General features: G+C 67.4%; 17 protein-coding genes. 6 read left to right on the top strand and 11 right to left on the bottom strand.

Annotated elements, in window-relative coordinates; all coding sequences use genetic code 11:
- Positions 1-26: 26 nt before the first annotated feature.
- Both HWX62_RS18975 and panE read right to left on the bottom strand, forming a co-directional pair.
- Positions 27-986 carry an AraC family transcriptional regulator gene (locus HWX62_RS18975; RefSeq protein WP_175931812.1) on the bottom strand — a complete coding sequence of 320 codons (960 nt, stop codon included), beginning with the start codon at positions 984-986 and terminating at the stop codon, positions 27-29.
- A gap of 251 nt (positions 987-1,237) precedes the next feature.
- A complete protein-coding gene (gene panE / locus HWX62_RS18970; protein WP_175931811.1) occupies positions 1,238-2,185 on the bottom strand; it encodes a 2-dehydropantoate 2-reductase in 948 nt (315 codons plus the stop codon).
- Positions 2,186-2,433: 248 nt separating this feature from the next.
- Between panE and HWX62_RS18965 the strand changes: the two genes are divergently transcribed.
- On the top strand, positions 2,434-3,987 hold the full coding sequence (locus HWX62_RS18965) for a methyl-accepting chemotaxis protein (RefSeq protein ID WP_175931810.1): 1,554 nt from the start codon (positions 2,434-2,436) through the stop codon (positions 3,985-3,987).
- 22 nt (positions 3,988-4,009) lie between these two features.
- On the opposite strand, the gene HWX62_RS18960 is transcribed toward HWX62_RS18965, so the two are convergent.
- Positions 4,010-4,687 carry a response regulator transcription factor gene (locus HWX62_RS18960; RefSeq protein WP_175931809.1) on the bottom strand — a complete coding sequence of 226 codons (678 nt, stop codon included), beginning with the start codon at positions 4,685-4,687 and terminating at the stop codon, positions 4,010-4,012.
- 372 nt (positions 4,688-5,059) lie between these two features.
- Between HWX62_RS18960 and HWX62_RS18955 the strand changes: the two genes are divergently transcribed.
- A complete protein-coding gene (locus HWX62_RS18955; RefSeq protein WP_175931808.1) occupies positions 5,060-5,551 on the top strand; it encodes a hypothetical protein in 492 nt (163 codons plus the stop codon).
- 8 nt (positions 5,552-5,559) lie between these two features.
- On the opposite strand, the gene HWX62_RS18950 is transcribed toward HWX62_RS18955, so the two are convergent.
- The 8 genes from HWX62_RS18950 to HWX62_RS18915 form a co-directional block, all read right to left on the bottom strand.
- Positions 5,560-6,066: a hypothetical protein gene (locus tag HWX62_RS18950; protein WP_175931807.1), complete on the bottom strand. Its 507-nt coding sequence runs from the start codon at positions 6,064-6,066 to the stop codon at positions 5,560-5,562.
- 128 nt (positions 6,067-6,194) lie between these two features.
- Positions 6,195-7,562 (bottom strand): sigma-54 dependent transcriptional regulator, encoded by a 1,368-nt coding sequence (locus tag HWX62_RS18945; RefSeq protein ID WP_244136063.1) that lies wholly within the window; start codon positions 7,560-7,562, stop codon positions 6,195-6,197.
- A 165-nt stretch (positions 7,563-7,727) separates the two neighbouring features.
- Entirely contained in the window at positions 7,728-8,312 is a 585-nt protein-coding gene (locus HWX62_RS18940; protein WP_175931805.1) for a hypothetical protein, read from the bottom strand.
- A gap of 155 nt (positions 8,313-8,467) precedes the next feature.
- Positions 8,468-10,042, bottom strand: coding sequence for a chemotaxis protein CheA (locus tag HWX62_RS18935; protein WP_175931804.1), 1,575 nt, complete (start codon positions 10,040-10,042; stop codon positions 8,468-8,470).
- A 44-nt stretch (positions 10,043-10,086) separates the two neighbouring features.
- Positions 10,087-10,368 carry a hypothetical protein gene (locus tag HWX62_RS18930; protein WP_175931803.1) on the bottom strand — a complete coding sequence of 94 codons (282 nt, stop codon included), beginning with the start codon at positions 10,366-10,368 and terminating at the stop codon, positions 10,087-10,089.
- A gap of 72 nt (positions 10,369-10,440) precedes the next feature.
- Positions 10,441-11,031 carry a hypothetical protein gene (locus HWX62_RS18925; RefSeq protein ID WP_175931802.1) on the bottom strand — a complete coding sequence of 197 codons (591 nt, stop codon included), beginning with the start codon at positions 11,029-11,031 and terminating at the stop codon, positions 10,441-10,443.
- A gap of 111 nt (positions 11,032-11,142) precedes the next feature.
- On the bottom strand, positions 11,143-11,466 hold the full coding sequence (locus HWX62_RS18920) for a hypothetical protein (protein ID WP_175931801.1): 324 nt from the start codon (positions 11,464-11,466) through the stop codon (positions 11,143-11,145).
- 1,125 nt (positions 11,467-12,591) lie between these two features.
- Positions 12,592-13,167, bottom strand: coding sequence for a hypothetical protein (locus HWX62_RS18915; protein WP_208458652.1), 576 nt, complete (start codon positions 13,165-13,167; stop codon positions 12,592-12,594).
- Positions 13,168-13,311: 144 nt separating this feature from the next.
- Between HWX62_RS18915 and HWX62_RS33105 the strand changes: the two genes are divergently transcribed.
- The 4 genes from HWX62_RS33105 to HWX62_RS18895 are packed head-to-tail and all read left to right on the top strand — an operon-like array spanning position 13,312 to position 16,965.
- The gene (locus HWX62_RS33105) at positions 13,312-13,536 is read left to right on the top strand and encodes a hypothetical protein (protein ID WP_244136062.1); all 225 of its coding nucleotides are present in this window, start codon (positions 13,312-13,314) and stop codon (positions 13,534-13,536) included.
- A complete protein-coding gene (locus HWX62_RS18905) occupies positions 13,529-14,536 on the top strand; it encodes a UDP-glucuronic acid decarboxylase family protein (RefSeq protein WP_175931799.1) in 1,008 nt (335 codons plus the stop codon). Before HWX62_RS33105 ends, HWX62_RS18905 begins: the two co-directional genes overlap by 8 nt.
- Positions 14,533-15,522 (top strand): UDP-glucose 4-epimerase GalE, encoded by a 990-nt coding sequence (gene galE / locus HWX62_RS18900; protein ID WP_175931798.1) that lies wholly within the window; start codon positions 14,533-14,535, stop codon positions 15,520-15,522. Before HWX62_RS18905 ends, galE begins: the two co-directional genes overlap by 4 nt.
- A 39-nt stretch (positions 15,523-15,561) precedes the next feature.
- Positions 15,562-16,965 (top strand): UDP-glucose/GDP-mannose dehydrogenase family protein, encoded by a 1,404-nt coding sequence (locus HWX62_RS18895; protein WP_175931797.1) that lies wholly within the window; start codon positions 15,562-15,564, stop codon positions 16,963-16,965.
- The last annotated feature ends 6 nt before the right edge of the window (positions 16,966-16,971 follow it).

Below are 16,971 nucleotides of genomic sequence, written 5' to 3'. Positions count from 1 at the left end.
AACTCAGGCGGGCAACGGCCCGGCGGTCATCCGGGCTGCGGTGCGAGCTCGGGCGCCCCGGGCGTCAGCACGCGCGGCGGCAGCGGATTGCCGGTAGGCGCCGCATGCAGCGCCAGCTCGCGGCTGCGTGCGTTCAGGCGCTGCAGCGCGCGGAATTCGGACGGCGCCATCCCCTTCACCGCGCGGAACTGGCGGTTGAAGTTCGACACGTTGTTGAAGCCGGCCTGGAAGCAGATGTCGGTGATGCTCGCGTCGTCGGCGAGCAGCATCTGGCAGGCGGACTCGATCCGCAGACGATTCACGTACTGCACGAACGGCATGCCCGTATGGCGATGGAATGCGCGCGAGAACGCGCTCACGCTCTGCCCGGTCAGTTGCGCGAGATCGGATTCGCGCAGCTCTGACGCGAGGTTCTTGCCGATATACGACAGCGCGTGGCTGAGCCGCGTCGGCGTGACGTCGGCCTGGTCGTACGCGGGGCTCGCGAGCAGCGTGCGTTCGGCCGCGCCGCACAGCCGCTCGAGGATCGTCATGAACAGCGCGATGCGGCGCATCCCCCGCGCGGTCAGCAGTTCGTCGAACAGCGGCGCGATCGCGGCGCTCGTCGCGGCATCGAAGCCGACCCCGCGCCGCGCATCGTCGAGCAGCGCCTGCGCATCGCGGCATTCGGGAAACGCGTCCATGCAGCGGCGCACGAACGACGGATCGAACTGGATCACGAGATTGCGGCGCTCGACGGTTTCGCCTTCGGCCATGTCGCTGACCCAGTTGTGCGGCAGGTTCGGGCCGAGCAGCACGAGATGGCCGGGGCCGAACGAGCCGATGTGATCGCCGACGAAATACTTGCCGTGCGTCGCCACGATCAGGTGCAATTCGAATTCGGGATGGAAATGCCAGCGGATCGTGCGATACGGGTAGCCGTGCGACCAGACCTTGAACGACTCGTCGCGTCGCACGTCGACCACTTCGAGATCGGGGTGCATCATGTTGGCGTCTCCATTCCCATGGTTCTCTTGCGGCCTGTTCGGCTGTGCGCGCGTGCGCCGCATATTTCGCGCGGCACCGCGACCGGTCGCATGGGAAGCAATGTAGGTCGATCGAGCGCGCGGCTCCACCAACTTTACGCCTGATTTTCGATACTTTTTTGCCGCCCGTGGGCCGAAATGGCGCCGGATGGCAAATTTGTTGCAGCGCGGAACGGGCGCGGGGGCCGCCCGCGCCGGTCGCCCGTGCCGGCTTACGCCACCGCGTGCTCGCGCGCCGTGCGCACCTCGTACGTCTTCAGGTGGTTGTACGCGATCCGCAGCAGCGACAGCGTATCGGCCGCCTGCGGGTCGCGTCGCGCGAGCAGGTCGCCGATCACGTGATCGGCTTCGACGCGCGCGTGGTTTTCGACGTCGCGCAGCATCGACGCGGTCAGCGGCGACGGCGTCAGCACCATCCGCTGCATCCGCTCGCTGGCCGCCGCGTCGGGCCGGTGGCCGTTGTATTCGGCGATCGCGCTGCATTCGGCGAGCATCGTTTCGAGCAGGCGGCGGCCGTCCGGCGCGGCGAGAATGTCGCCGATCGACCCGCGAAACAGCGACGTGCTCGCGGCGAGCGTCGCGAGGAACACCCACTTGTCCCACATCCGCGCGGCGATGTCGTCGCTGAGCGTCGCGTCGAAACCCGCGCCGCCGAGCACGTCGGCCACCGCGCGCACGCGCGGCGATTCGCCGCCGGCCAGCTCGCCGAACGACACGCCGTGCGTGTCGTTCAGGTGCACGATGCGTTGCTCGCGATCGAGCGTCGCCGCGATCACGCACAACCCGCCGAGCACCTGCGCGGCGCCGAAGCGCTCGCGCAGCACGTCGAGGTGGCGCATCCCGTTGAGCATCGGCAGGATCAGCGTCCGCGGCCTGACGAACGGCGCGAATGACAGAATCGCATCGTCGAGGCTGTACGCCTTGCAGCTCAGCAGCACGAGATCGAACGGCGCGGCGCCGGCGCCCGCGTCGGCCGCGCGCACGGTCTGCACGTTCGCGAGCGTCAGGTCGCCGCGCGGGCTGCGGATCAGCAGCCCGTCGCGCGCGAGCGCGGCGGCGCGGCCGTCGCGCACCAGGAACGTCACGTCGCGCCCCGCCGCGGCCAGCCGGCCGCCGAAGTATCCGCCGACCGCGCCGGCCCCTACCACCAGAATCCGCATCGTTGCCTCCTTTCGGTTTCGTTCGGTGCTCGCGCTGCCGCCCGTGCGGGCGCGACGCCGACCATCGCCCGACAGTATAGCGGCCGCTGTTATGCATATGCATAGATGGCCGTGCCCGTGTCGCGGGCATAGGGACCTGGCGGCTTCTAAGGGATTTCCCGTCTACGGCGCCGCGCATGGCGCGCCGTCAAGACACATATCCCGTCACGCCGTCCCGGCAAGCTTTCTCGACTGACCGATCTCATACCATGCGCAATCTTTCCCTGAATCAGAAACTCGCCTCGATGATCGTCATCCTGTGGCTCGGCCTGCTCGTGATCGCCGGGCTCGGCGCATGGCAGACCCGCGCGTCGATGATCGCGGACCGCCGCGACCAGCTCGCGTCGCTGGTCGCGCAGGCCGCGAGCGTGACCGACCACTACTACAAGCTGTCGCAGCAGAACGTGATGCCTGAAGCCGATGCGAAGCAGAAGGCAATCGAGGCGATCGCCGCGATGCGCCACGGTGCCGACGGCTACATCTCGATCAACGATTCGAAGCCGGTGATCGTGATGCATCCGATCAAATCCGACCTCAACGGCAAGGACGTGTCGAATTTCACCGACCCGGACGGCAAGCACCTGTTCATCGAGATCGTGAAGGCCGGCAACGCGGAAGGCGGCAAGGGTTTCGTCGAATATTTGTGGCCGAAGCCGGGCGCGGACAAGCCGCAGGAAAAAACCAGCGCGGTGCAGCGCTTCGCGCCGTGGGACTGGTATCTCGTGACCGGCATGTACATGAACGACGTGCGCTCGGCGGTGCTCGCGAGCGTCGGCCGCTGGCTGGCGATGACGGCCGTGCTCGGCGCGCTCGCGACCGCCGTGATGGTGCTGGTGCTGAAAAGCGTGCGCGCGAACCTCGGCGGCGAGCTCGAAGTGGCGCTCGACGCCGCGCAACGCATCGCGCAGGGCGACCTGACCGCGCGCGTGGTCGTGAAGCACGACGATCGCGGCAGCCTGCTGCATGCGCTGCACACGATGCAGAGCGGGTTGATCGACATGGTGTCGCGTGTCCGGACCGGCACCGAGAACATCAACGTCGGCGCGAGCGAGATCGCGTCCGGCAACACGGATCTGTCGCAGCGCACCGAGGAACAGGCGGCCGCGCTCGTGCAGACCGCGTCGAGCATGGACCAGATGACCGCGAACGTGAAGCAGAACGCGGACAGCGCCGCGCAGGCCGCGTCGCTCGCCGATCAAGCCGCGCAAGTCGCGACGCGCGGCAGCGCGGTGGTCGACGACGTCGTGCGCACGATGAATGAAATCACCGACCGTTCGCACAAGATCGGCGACATCATCGGCGTGATCGACGGAATCGCGTTCCAGACCAACATCCTCGCGCTGAACGCGGCCGTCGAGGCGGCCCGCGCGGGCGAACAGGGCCGCGGCTTCGCGGTCGTCGCGGCCGAAGTGCGCTCGCTCGCGCAACGCTCGGCGACAGCGGCCAAGGAGATCAAGTCGCTGATCGTGTCGTCGAACGAGACGGTCCAGCACGGCGCGACGCTCGTCACGCATGCGGGCGAGACGATGGCCGAAATCGTGCAGTCGGTGCGGCGCGTGAACGAGATCCTCGACGAAATCAGCCACGCATCGCGCGAGCAGAGCGCCGGAATCGAGCAGGTCAACCGCGCGGTAGGCGAGATGGATCAGGTCACGCAGCAAAACGCGGCGCTCGTCGAACAGGCCGCGGCGGCCGCGCATTCGCTGCGCGATCAGGCCGAGGCGCTGCGCGACGCGGTGACGCGATTCGCATTGCCGGCCTGACGCCGCCCCGCCTGTCCCGCACTCACGCCGCGCCGCCCGCCCGCAGCGCGGCCTCGCCGCTGCCGAGCCCCAGCCCCGCCGCCCGGTGAATCAGCTCGACGTCGTTGCTCGCGCCGAGCTTCTTCATCGCACTGATCTTCTGCGCGCTGACCGTCTGCTTGCCCTTGCTCAGGCGCTGCGCGATGGTCTTGATCGGCACGCCCGACAGATACAGGCGAATCACCTCGATCTCGCGCGCCGACAGCTTCACGGGCGCGTCGCCGCGCGAGCCGAGTGCATCGACCGCGCGCCGGACGGACGGCGACAGGTAGGTCCCGCCGCTGTAGCTCGAATGGATCGCGGTGACGATATGGCCGACCTCGTCGTACTTGCTGACGACGCTCACGCCGCCGCTCGCAAGGATCGACCGGAAGATCAGCGGGTTTTCGTTCGCGACCAGCGCGACGATCCCGACGTTCGGCCGCGTGCGGCGCAGCCAGTCGAACAGCGCGAGGCCGTCCATCTGCTCGTCGCCGCGAATCGCATAGTCGACCAGCACGATGTCGCAGTCGACGCCGCCGAGCGACGCAACCAGTTCGGCCGCGCTCCGGTAGACCGCGACGAGCTCGATCGCGCAGCGGCTGCCGGCGATCTGCTCGATACCGGCCAGCGTCAGCGGCCAGTCGTATGCGAAGACGATGCGAACATTGAATTTCCTCATGCGCGGTTCCTGGTGGTTCACCGGCCATCCTGCGAAATGGGGCGGCCGGTTGGGCGTTGAAAGGATGCTCAGGCTATTTTTAGCCTGAATATCGATTCTATGAACGTCTGTGCGAGCGCGATATCGGACAGCGTACGAATTGGCTGCCGGAGCCGTAATACGGGTTTGATATTTGCACCGGTTCGACGTCCGGCGGCCGGCGCTCGAGTGCAGCGGCATCGGCCGGACGGCCAGCGTGGCGCGCCGCGCGGCCGGCCAGCAGGTAAAATTGCGCCTTTGCATGCCATCCCGGCCCGCCGGCGGCGAGCGACGCGCCGCTGCCGGCCGCGCGCCCCGCCCTTCGCCGGCTTGCCCGTACTGCCCGCTTTCCTCATGACCGATTCCGACCTGCAATCCGACGACACCTCCATCCACGAAGACGGCCTCTGGCGCGACAACGGCTGGACGGCCCGCATCATCAAGAACGAAGACGACGACGGCTGGGCCGTCGAGATGGTCAAGGACGGCGAGTCCGAGCCCGCGCTCGTCGGGCCGTGGACCATGGGCCGCGACAAGAAGAACCCGAAGCCGATGGACGCGAACGCGTTCCGCACGCTCGTGAAAACCGCGACCGAAGTGCTGATGCGGCACGAGCAGCAGCGGCGCGCGATGCTGCACAAGGAAGTGACGGTGCAGGACGAAGCCGGGCAGGATGTGTCGGTGACGCTCGACATCGTGCCGGACGAGTTCGAGCCGTATGCGCAGCTCAAGGCATGCGATCCGTATGGCGAGCTGCTGGCCGAAGCGAAGGTGTCGGCCGGCTTCAAGCTCAACAAGGCCAGCGCCGAGCGCTGGGTCGCATCGGGCTTCGAACGGCCGGCTTAACGGCCGCGTCAGGCGCCGGCGCCCCGCTGCGCGCGTGCGAGCCGGCGGGCGGCCAGTTTGCGCCGCACGAGTTCCTCGAACTGCCGCGTCGCGACCTCCGGGTCGCGCGCGGCCAGGCCCAGCAGATTGCGCGCGAGCTGGATCGGCGTCAGCACGATGCCCCACGGCAGCCCCCACCAGCCGAGCGTGGCCGACGCGAGCAGCGCGAGCGCCTGCTTCCTGCGGCCGCACCGGCGGCAGCACACGTGGCGCCGCGTCGCCCAGCGCGTGACGAACACGAGCGACACGATGCGATGCGACGCATGGACGTCGACCGGCTGCCCTTCGCGCAAGCAGATCGGACAGGGCCCGTAGCGCCAGTCGTCGACGTACTGCCGCACCTTCGCGTCAGGCATCCGTTCCGCCTCGACGACGACCGGATGCGCCTCTGCGCACACCGGGCTGCAATAGCGGCGGCCGTCGATCGACTGCCCGCCGACCAGGAACGTCCTGCCGCACTGACTGCACTCTGCCACGATGACCTCGATTAGCGTGATGCGCCGCGTGCCGGTTGCGCGCGCATCGATCGCGCGTTCCGGCCGGGCCTTTGCGTGCTTTAACGGCAGCCGCCGCGCGGTCTTGAGCGGGCGCGCGCCGCGGCGCGTCAGCCGTGCAGTCCGTGCGCGATCATCAGACGGTACAGCGTCGCCCGCGAAATACCGAGCTCCGCCGCGACGTCCGCATGCTGGTGGCGGTGACGCAGCAGCGTTTCCTCGATCGCGTGCCGCTCGGCCTGCCGGCGCGCCTGCGCGAGCGTCGGCGGCCGCAGCGACGTGTACGGATGCAATTCGAGATCGGCGGCCGAGATCAGCGGGCCGTTCGTCATCACGACCGCGAAGCGGATCCGGTTGATCAGCTCGCGCACGTTGCCGGGCCACGGATAGTTGTGGATCGCCTCGATCGCGCACGGCGTGAAGCCGCGAATCCGGTACGAGCCGTCGCCGCGATAGCGCCGCAGCACGTCATCGGCGAGCAGCATGATGTCGCGGCCGCGCATGCGCAGCGGCGGCTCGTCGATCCGCAGCACGCACAGGCGGTAGTACAGGTCGGCGCGAAATCGCCCGGCCTGCATCGCGGCCTCGAGATCGACGTGGGTCGCCGACACGATCCGCACGTCGACCGGAACCGACGCATGTCCGCCGAGCCGCTCGATCTTGCCTTCCTGCAGGAACCGCAGCAGGCTCGCCTGGCTTTCGAACGGCATGTCGCCGATTTCGTCGAGAAACAGCGTGCCGCCGTGCGCGGCCTCGATGCGGCCGATCTTGCGCTGGTGCGCGCCCGTGAACGCGCCGCGCTCGTGGCCGAACAGCTCGGCCTGCAGCAGCGTCGTCGGGATGGCCGCGCAGTTCACCGCGACGAACGGTGCGTCGGCACGCGACGACTGCCGGTGAATCGCCGCCGCCGTCAGCTCCTTGCCGGTGCCGGATTCGCCGGCGATGAACACGGCCGCCTCGGTGTTCGCGACCTTGCGGATCGTCGCGAACAGCCGGCGCATCGCGTCGCACGCGCCGATCATCGCGCCGCCGGGCGGCGCAGCATCCGCGGCCGGGTCGTCGTCCGCGAGCTCGAGCATCCCGTAGGCATGGCCGACGAGATAGCCGATCGTCGTGTAGGCCGTCGCGTTGCGCACGTAGTCGAAGCAGCAATGGCGGATCAGGCGCGCGATCGTGATATTGCGCAGCCGCTCGCCGTCGGCGAGCGCGACCCAGCCGACGCGCGGGTCACGCAGCAGCGCCTCGAACGACGCGACGTCCGGCGACGCGAAGCTGCCGAAATCGACGATGCCCGCATGCGGACGGTTCACCTTGACGAGATTCAGCGCGTCCGCGACGGTTTTCGCACGCCAAACCTCCCAGCCGCGCGACGCGAGCACATCGACGAGCGCGGCATCGTGCTGCTGCGACAGATAGACGAGCGGCCGCGACGGTGCGACATGATTGCGCCGGACCGCGAGGAGCGGCAGCGCGCTCATCTCCCGTTCCACATCCTGCGGGCCCGACATGCCGAGCTGACAGCAATGGTTCACGTTCGCCTCGCCGCATAAGGTTGTCCATCGGAGCGGCCGTTGTCCGGTCGCGCGTGGCGGGGCCCGTGGCCGCGCGGCACGCCGCCGCTCCGTCCTCGAATCGATGCTGCGTCATCGGCAGAACACGACGCGCTGCGTGTAGATCTGCGGCTCGACGACGGGCTGCGCCGATCCGTTGAGATCGTCGCGATAGGCGCGGTAGGTCTTGCCGTTCACCGTCACGTCGGACGCGCGGGCCGTCTCGATCCTGTCGAGCCCGGCGTGCCGCCATTCGTTCACCCGGTCCGACGCCGCGATGCTCGACTCGCCGGCGATCTTCTGCGTGATCGCGCTGCCGTCGCTCCACGGCTGCGTCCGCATGTCCTCGGTGTGCTGCATCGCGCCGACCGTCTTGCCGGTCGGCTTCGGCCCGCTCTGCGCGTCGAACGGCGCACCGCGGCCGTACGCCGGCGATTGCCACGACGGCGCGTGTCCCGCTTCCGGCATCATGTAGACCATCTGCGGGTCGCCGATCATCATCATCGGCGCGCACGCGGTGTTGTCGGGACGGCCGAGCGTCGACAGCGCCTGCTGCACGCTCGCGGCGTTCGCGAGCGTCTGCTCGTTCAGGATGACGAAGACCGCGGGATTCTGGAAAACCGACTGCGCGGCGGCTTGCACGCCGACCAGCAGCAAAGCGACCAAAAAGATCCTCATGATTGAGGCCTCCTTGCATCCTCGTCACGCAAAAAGAGGTGTTGACCTCGGGGATGGGAGCAACACCCGTCAAACAGGAAAAGACTGTCGGGCATCGGGCCGACCGCCTGCCGTTCGACCGGCGCGCCGGTCGCACGGCAGACCGGTCCGCATGCCTACGACGAGGTACTCGTCGAGATGACGGTAGGCGCCGGCGCGACCGGTGCGGCCGGGGCGGCCTGCTGGTCGACCGTGGCCGGCGGCAATGCTTGCGCCGGATCGGTCAACGCCGGCATGTCGGCGGGCGGCGCAGCGGCCGCGGCCGCGGGCTCGACCGCGTCGGGCACTTTCGCCTCGGCTGCCGGCACGTCGGCCGGCGCCGCGGCAACGGCAGGCTGCGCGGCTTCCGGTGCGGGCGCTACGGCCGTTGCCTGCGGCGCCGGCTCGGTTGCCTTCGCGTCGGCTACCGGTGCCGATGCCGGTGCCGCGACGACGGCCGCCGCCGGCATCGGTTCGGCAACCGGCTCGCCGGCGGCCTGCGCGGTGTCGGTCGCGGCCGGCATCGGCTCCGGTGCCTTGTCGGCAACGGGCTGGACAGGCTCGGGCGCCTTGTCGGCAACGGCAGGCGCGGGCTCGGGCGCCTTGTCGGCGACCGGCTGAGCGGGCTCCGGCGCCTTCGTATCGGCGATCGGTGAGGCAGGCGCCGGCGATGCCTTGTCCGCCACGGCCGGCGCGGCGATGACCGCTGCCGCCGGCACGGCAGCCATCGCGGCGGCCGGTGCGACCGACGCCGCAGGTGCCGCGGCGGCCGGGACGGCGGCGGCAGCGGCCGGCGCCGCGACAGCCGGTGCGGCCGCGGCAACGGTCGGCGTCGCGACTGCCGGCGCGACGGCGACCGGCGCGGGCGCCGGAACCGGAACGGGCACCGGCACCGAAACGGGCGCGGCACGCATCGACGCCGTCTCGATCGGGCGCGTCGGGGCGGATACCGGCGCCGCCGAGCCGAGCGGCGGCAGGCCCATCCGGTCGCGCACGATCGGATCGCGATACTTGATGTCGTCCGCGACGGTCGCTTCGACGCTGGGCGCCACGTTCGAACGCGCGAGCGGCGCGGTCGTGCCCGGGCACAGGTGCCCGGTCGCTTCGACCGCGCGCCGGTTCGCGTCGCTCTGGCACAGCAGCGCGAGCGCCACGTCGGTCAGCCCCATCGCCCGGAATTCGCGCGCATCGAGACGCCGCACGCAGGCCTGGTCGACCAGCGTCGTGCCGCCCGTCGCGCCGAACCCCGGGAACGACACGCCGACGCTCACCGAGCCCATGCAGGTATCGGACAGCGTGGTCGTGAGGCCCGGCGCCTGGATCGACGGATTCGTCTTGATCGTTTGCGTGCCCGAGTAGTTGACGTTTTCCGAAATCTGGGTGTTGTACGGATTGGTGCCGGGCGCACCGGCGGACTGCAGCGAGTTCACGCTCTGCGGCGTCACGTTGCCGCCGGCCGTGCCGGACGGCATCGTCACGTTGACATTCACGCTCGAATTGCCGCTGCCGCGCACGCCGCTGCTGCTGGTGGCATTGCCGCCGCGCGAGCTCGTGGTGTTCGTGTTCATGCTCGAGCCGCCGCCCTGGCTGATCGCCGTCGACGAAGTCGACGACTGCGCGCTCGACGTCGAATCGGCGGTTTGCGCCTGGGCACCGATCGTGGTCATCGCGAACATCGCCGCACATGCCACCTTGATCCTGTTGCTGTTCATTTCACTCTCCGGACGAGGTTTGACCTCCCACCCAGGCAACCGTACTAATTCCCCTGAATGCCTTCAGTTTTCGCTGCTTCCCCGAACTGCTTCCAGCCGCTGCCCAGCTGGGACCACGAGCCGGCCGACATGCCCTGCCACTGCTGGGCGTCCGGTCCGCCGATGGCACTGCCCGACGAAAGCGTGTGTTGTTCTGACGGTTTGGTTGTCTGGTCAGGGTTGTTTGACGTCTGCATAGTCGATTGCCCACCATCGGCGGCACGGTCGGCGCCATACGCCGTCAGAGACGCGAGCATCAGAGCGGCGGCAATCAGGTTCTGCTTCATGCCAACTCCTTACGTGACAACAATGCGGAAAAGAGACCAGCGTCGCTGGGATACTGGTCCCCCCACACCTGACTAATGACTGCTCCCGGTCGCGCTCGAGTCGGCCTGGCTTCCGCCCGATGCGGACGGCGAACCGGCCGGACCGGTACTCCACACGGTCGACGCGTTGTAGTGATTCGAGCCCGCGATCGCGCCCGACCCGCCACTGCCCGTCAGTCCCACGGCACCCGCGTTGGCATTGCCGTTGTCGTTCGCACCCGTGGCGGTGTAGTGGTTCGCGCCGAGTACGATCGTGGCAGTCACCCCTCCCGACAGCGCATTCGCGTTCTCGTTCGTCTTGCTGTTGCCGGCGAACGAGCCTGCGGCGCCGATACCGCCGCCTGCCGCGAACGCGCCTCCGTTCGTGCCCGAACCGCTGGCCGTCGAAGTCGAGTTGTGATACGCGGACGCCGTGCCGGCGGAGCCGGCGGGTGTCACGGTACTGCCTGCATTCGCGCCGGCCGTCGAGGTCGAATTGCTGGTATAGCTGCCCGAGCCGACCAGCACCGAACCGGAAACACCCGCCGCAACGGATTGCGTCTGGTTGGTCGTGGACGAACCGGCCGCCAACGCAGCGGACGAAATGACGGTGAGCGCTGTCGCTAAAATGACTTTGGCTTTCATAGCAATTCCTTGCTGTGAGGAAGTTCGACGGCGGCGGAGCCGGGCCTGCCCGCACGGGGCAAGGCCCGGCATCCGCACCGCCAGCCAATGACGAACGCTACGCGTCGCGGCTTAGTGGTGATACGTCCAGCCGATCGAGCCGGCGTTCGCACCGCTGCTGCCGCCCGCTTGTGCGCCGCCGAAGCCGAAGCCGCCGACCGTCGACGTTTGAGTGTGGTTCGTGTACGAGATCGAACCGCTGCTGCCGCCACCGGCCGTTGCGCCGGCTGCGCCGAGTGCCGAGCCCGAATCGGTCGCGGAGAAGTGGCCGAACCCGACGACCCCGGCCATCGTCTGGCCACCGCTCGACGAGTTGCTGCTCGACACCGTGCCGCTGCCGGCAAACGCTGCACCCGAAACCGCCAGAACTGCTGCTGCAATCAGAAGCTTCTTCATGGTCGACTCCAAAACGGCGTGGACAGAATGAGCATGGAAGACCGCACGCCATCGATCTTCCTGCCTCGAGCAATCCTTAAAAATAAGGATCACTATCAAATAGAGAAATTATTTCCGGATCTAGAACTGTCGCTTCTGCTTTTGGCCAGCCGAAGTCTAGTTTTATGTTTTTAAGTTGTCCAAAATTTATTGGTAGGTGTTTTCTATTATTTTTATGAACATTGAGCCAATTTAAAAACACCCAAATAAAATCAACCGAAATGCTGCATGCAGCCTTCCATTTCGCGATTTTCAATACCCCTTCTAAAACGGGCGCCGGCACCGGCGTCCATTTCCGGAATCGAAAATTCGCGAATGGTTTCGTTACCGCAAAATGCAGCGGCCGTTCGTCACGCGCCCGTCAGCCGGGCGATAACTGGCGTGCATTGCAGCCAGACGGCATGTCTGCTCCCTGAGCGATCGAAGAAAGGCCTTCCGGATAATCCGGCCGATGCGCGTTCGATCTAATCCGGCCGGCGCCGGCACTGGTCCGGCGCGATCGAAACGGCTCTGCACGGTTGAAGCGGAATCGGCGCCACGCTGTCCAGCACGAACAACCTAGCCCTTCCGCGCACGCTGAACGCAGTCGAGCACCGCTGTCGACCGGTCGTCGCGCGAAATGACAGTCGCTCCAGCACGCGGCGCGCGCGGAGGGCGGGAAATGGGCAAGGCGCAACCGGCGACGCTGGCACTGCGCCGCAAGCCACACCCCGATCGTGCCGACTACCCCTATGGTGCGCAAGAAACGCGCGGATCAAGCCACTGCTTATAGTGTTCATCGCCGCTTCCCCGACTGGCTCATGACGAACTGGCCGCCCCCACATCGTTGTTGCATCGTGTCGACCGCTCGCCGGTGCGTCCAATGTCGCAAACCACATGCCATGCGATATTCCACCGGACGCTGCGCGCGGCATGCGCCCGCGTGGCCTGATCATTTCGCCTGGAACGACATTTTTTGTTTCAGGAATGTATCGCGATAACGAGGGGCACTTCGGGGCGATCATTGAACATTGCGACGCAATCCCGTGATTTGACGGACGAATCCGGCCCGCCGAAGCCCGCCGGACGCCCGTGCGAACCGGTGTTTCAAACTTGAGAAGCGTTCCTCGTCGCATGGCCCGCGGTTCGCGCGTTTCCGCTGACAAACAGCGGGTTACCGCATGCCGGCATGCCGTCCATTCCCCCGGCGAACGAGGTTCCTGGCGTCCGTTGCCCCACGTCGCACGGCTGCCGACAAGGCCGGAACACCGATTCACCCCAAAACTCGAAACGAATTTGATTCATCCGTGAAAATACCGACACGATCACGCGGTAAAAAGCCTTGTCATCCGGCGCTCTGCGGACGTAATAATTAAAACAAATGTAAACGCGATCCTGTCGCAAGCGAGCGCATCGTTTCTTTTCGTTTTCACTCGATTCACGCCTCATCCATGAGCCACGGACGATCAATTCATTGAAGAGACATGTTCGATCCTTTACCTGCCCAATTCTCATCACTGAAACATGCCGATTAAAAACGGTTTTTACACCTTCAATCCTGTAAAAGCCTGATTTATCGCGCATTTCGTCGTATCGAACCGTATCGATCCCGCGCTCGCCACGGGCGCTTCCCTGTCCCCACGATTCACGCGTGAAACACAAATGCGCGGGCCGAACGGCCATTGCACGGCCACGCCCGCATGCAGCGGGACTGCGTCGGTCATGGCATGCCGATTGCCTGATGTCCGGCTCTCACCGAGCGGCACGCCCAGGCACACGAAAACCAAGCGGCGGCCGCTCGTCAATCAGCGTGTCGGGGAAAAGGCGATGAAGATCACCACCGATCGATCGACGCTTGCGTCGTTCAAGCATCAACGGGGTTGTCAGCGAAACCGGAGCGCCTGTCGCGGCGCTTCGTCGACATCGGCACAGGCGGACCGGCGCCTGCCGACGCGATACCCGTGCAGCGGGATGGCACGCGTGCGCGACGCCGTCGAGCCAATCGACGTGTGGTTCCTGCAGATGCTCGACGAAGGAGAAAGCCATGAATGACCGGGTCGCGATCGACGCGCGCGCCGGCCGGCACGCACTGGTCACGGGCGGCGCGGGCTTTCTCGGCAGCTACGTGTGCGAGCGCCTCGTGATGGAAGGCGCGTTCGTCACCTGCGTCGACAGCCTGCTGACCGGACGCAAGCTCAACGTCGCCGATCTGAAGGCGTCCGGCCGTTTCGAATTCGTGAACGGCGACGTGTCGCTCGGCCTGCCGCAACTGCAGGTGGACGAAATCTGGAATCTCGCGTGCGCGGCGTCGCCGCCCACCTACCAGATCGATCCCGTCCACACGATGATGACGAACGTGCTCGGCATGAACCATTGTCTCGCGCTCGCGCGCAAGACCGGTGCGCGCGTGTTCCAGGCGTCGACCAGCGAGATCTACGGCGACCCGGGCGTCCATCCGCAGATGGAAACCTATCGCGGCAACGTCAACACGATCGGCCCGCGCGCGTGCTACGACGAGGGCAAGCGTGCGGCCGAGGCGCTGTGCTACGACTACTACCGTTTGCACGGTGTCGACGTGCGCGTCGCGCGCATCTTCAATACCTATGGCCCGCGCATGTCGCCGCGCGACGGCCGCGTCGTGTCGAACTTCATCGTCGCCGCGCTCAACGGCGCCGCGCTCGAGATCTACGGCGACGGCCGGCAGACGCGTTCGTTCTGCTTCGTCAGCGACCTGATCGACGGCTTCTTCAGCCTGATGGATGCCCCGCGCAACGTCGGCACGCCGGTCAATCTCGGCAATCCCGGCGAATTCACGATGATCGAGCTGGCGGAGCAAGTCCTCGCGCTGACCGGCTCGACGTCGGAGATCGTGTTCCGGCCGCTGCCGATCGACGATCCGCACCAGCGCAAACCCGACATCTCGGTCGCCGCGACGGAGCTCGGCTGGCGGCCCGCGATCGATCTCGACGAAGGCCTGCGCCGCACGGTCGACCATTTCAGCCGCGAACTGTGGCTCGCGCCGGTGCTGCACGGGACCGGAGCGATCGCATGAAGGTGCTCGTGACAGGGGGCGCGGGCTACATCGGCAGCCATACGTGCAAGGCGCTCGCGCAAGCGGGACACGAGCCGGTCGCGTACGACAACCTGTCGACCGGCCATCGCGACGCGGTCCGCTGGGGGCCGCTCGTCGCGGCCGACATCCTCGACCGCACCGCGCTGTCGAAAGCGCTCGCCGTGCACCGGCCCGACGTCGTGATCCATTTCGCCGCGCTCGCGTACGTCGGCGAATCGGTGCTCGCGCCCGAGCGCTACTACACGGTCAACCTGACAGGCACCTGCACGCTGCTGAGCGCGATGCACGCGGCCGGCGTCGGTCGGATCGTGATGTCGTCGTCGTGCGCGACGTACGGCATTCCCGATGCGCTGCCGATCTCGGAGCGCACGCCGCAGCGGCCGATCAATCCGTATGGCTTCACGAAATACGCGATGGAACGGATGGCCGCCGATTTCGACCGCGCCTACGGATTGAAATGGGTCGCCCTGCGCTACTTCAACGCGGCGGGCGCGGACCCGGACGGCGAGATCGGCGAATGTCACGCGCCGGAAACGCATGCGCTGCCGCTGGCGATCCGCGCGGCGCTGCGCACCGGCGACGCGTTCCGCGTGATGGGCACCGACTACCCGACGCCCGACGGCTCCGCGATTCGCGACTACGTGCACGTGAGCGATCTCGCCGACGCCCACCTGAAGGCGACCGCCTATCTGTGCGGCGGCGGCCCGAGCGTCGCGCTGAATCTCGGCACCGGCAACGGGACGTCGGTGCTCGCCGCGCTGCGCGCGGTCGAGGCCGTGACGGGCCGTCGCGTGCCGACGGTGCTGGCCGCGCGCCGCCCGGGCGATCCACCGGCCCTGTATGCCGACGCGACGATGGCCGCGCGGGTGCTCGGCTGGCGACCGCGCTTCACCGCGATCGAGCCGATGGTCGAACACGCGGCGGCGTGGTTTCAGCAGGCGCGGCAACTCGAATCAAGCAGGTAACGACACAAGCGTCATCGCAAGCCACCCAGGGGAACAACCATGAATGTGCGGATCGCCATCGTCGGTACGGGCTACGTCGGCCTGGTCAGCGGCGCATGCTTTGCCGATCTCGGGCATGACGTCGTCTGCATCGACAACAATCGCGGCAAGATCGACGCGCTGAACGAAGGCCGCATGCCGATCTACGAACCGGGCCTCGACGCCGTCGTCGCCCGCAACGTCGAACGCGGCGCGCTGCGCTTCAGCAGCGACCTGGCCGCCAGCGTGCGCGACCGCGACGCGGTGTTCATCGCGGTCGGCACGCCGACGCTGCCGGGCACCGATCGCGCGGACCTGCAATACGTCGAGGCGGCCGCGCGGGAAATCGCGGCGAACCTGGCCGGCTTCGCGGTGATCGTCACCAAGTCGACGGTGCCGGTCGGCACCAACCGGATCGTCGCGCGGATCGTCGAGCGCTGCGCGCCGGACGGCATCGAAGCGGCGATCGCGTCGAATCCGGAATTCCTGCGCGAAGGCTCGGCGATCGACGATTTCATGCATCCGGATCGCATCGTGTTCGGCGCCGAGCATCCGCGTGCGATCGCGATCATGAAGGCGATCTACGCGCCGCTGGAAGCGGCCGGCCATCTCGTGCTCGCGACCGAGATCGAGACGGCCGAACTCGTCAAATACGCGGCGAACGCGTTCCTCGCGGTGAAGATCAGCTACATCAACGAGATCTCCGACCTGTGCGAAGCGGTCGGCGCCGATGTCGAGCTGGTCGCGAACGGAATGGGCCTCGACCGGCGCATCGGCGCGTCGTTCCTGAAGGCCGGCCCCGGCTGGGGCGGCTCATGCTTCCCGAAGGACACGCGCGCGCTGAAGGCGACGGCTTCCGAGCATGCGGTGCCGCTGCGCATCGTCAGCGCGGCGATCGAATCGAACGCGCTGCGCAAGGAACGGATCCTCCGACGCATCGAGCACGCGTGCGGCGGCTCGATCAAGGGCAAGCGCATCGCGGTGCTCGGCCTCACCTTCAAAGGCCAGACCGACGACGTGCGCGAAAGCCCGAGCATCGACGTGATCCAGTTGCTCGTCGGCGCGGGCGCGCATATCCGTGCGTACGACCCCGCGCGTCCGCACGAGGCGTCGCGGCTGCTGCCGCAGGTCTTCATGGAAGGCTCCGCGGTCGACGCGGTGCGCAGCGCGGACGCCGTCGTCGTGATGACCGAATGGAAGGCGTTCGAGACGCTCGATCTCGCCGACCTCGCCGATCACATGGCCGACCCCGTGATGCTCGACATGCGCAACCTGTTCAGCGAACGGCTGGCCGCCGACAGCGGCTTTCGCCGTTACGAACGCGTGGGCCGCTCGTGCGGCGAACGCGCGCCGGCAGAGCCGCCGACGACACCGCCGGACGCGAGCGAGGACACCCCGCTGCTCCGCGGCCTGCTTCAGAACTGACGGTCC

The sequence above is a fragment of the Burkholderia sp. BCC0506 genome (assembly GCF_902833145.1).
Lineage (GTDB): Bacteria > Pseudomonadota > Gammaproteobacteria > Burkholderiales > Burkholderiaceae > Burkholderia.
Note: the sequence above shows the minus strand (reverse complement) of the source record. Positions and strands in the feature narration are given on the sequence as shown.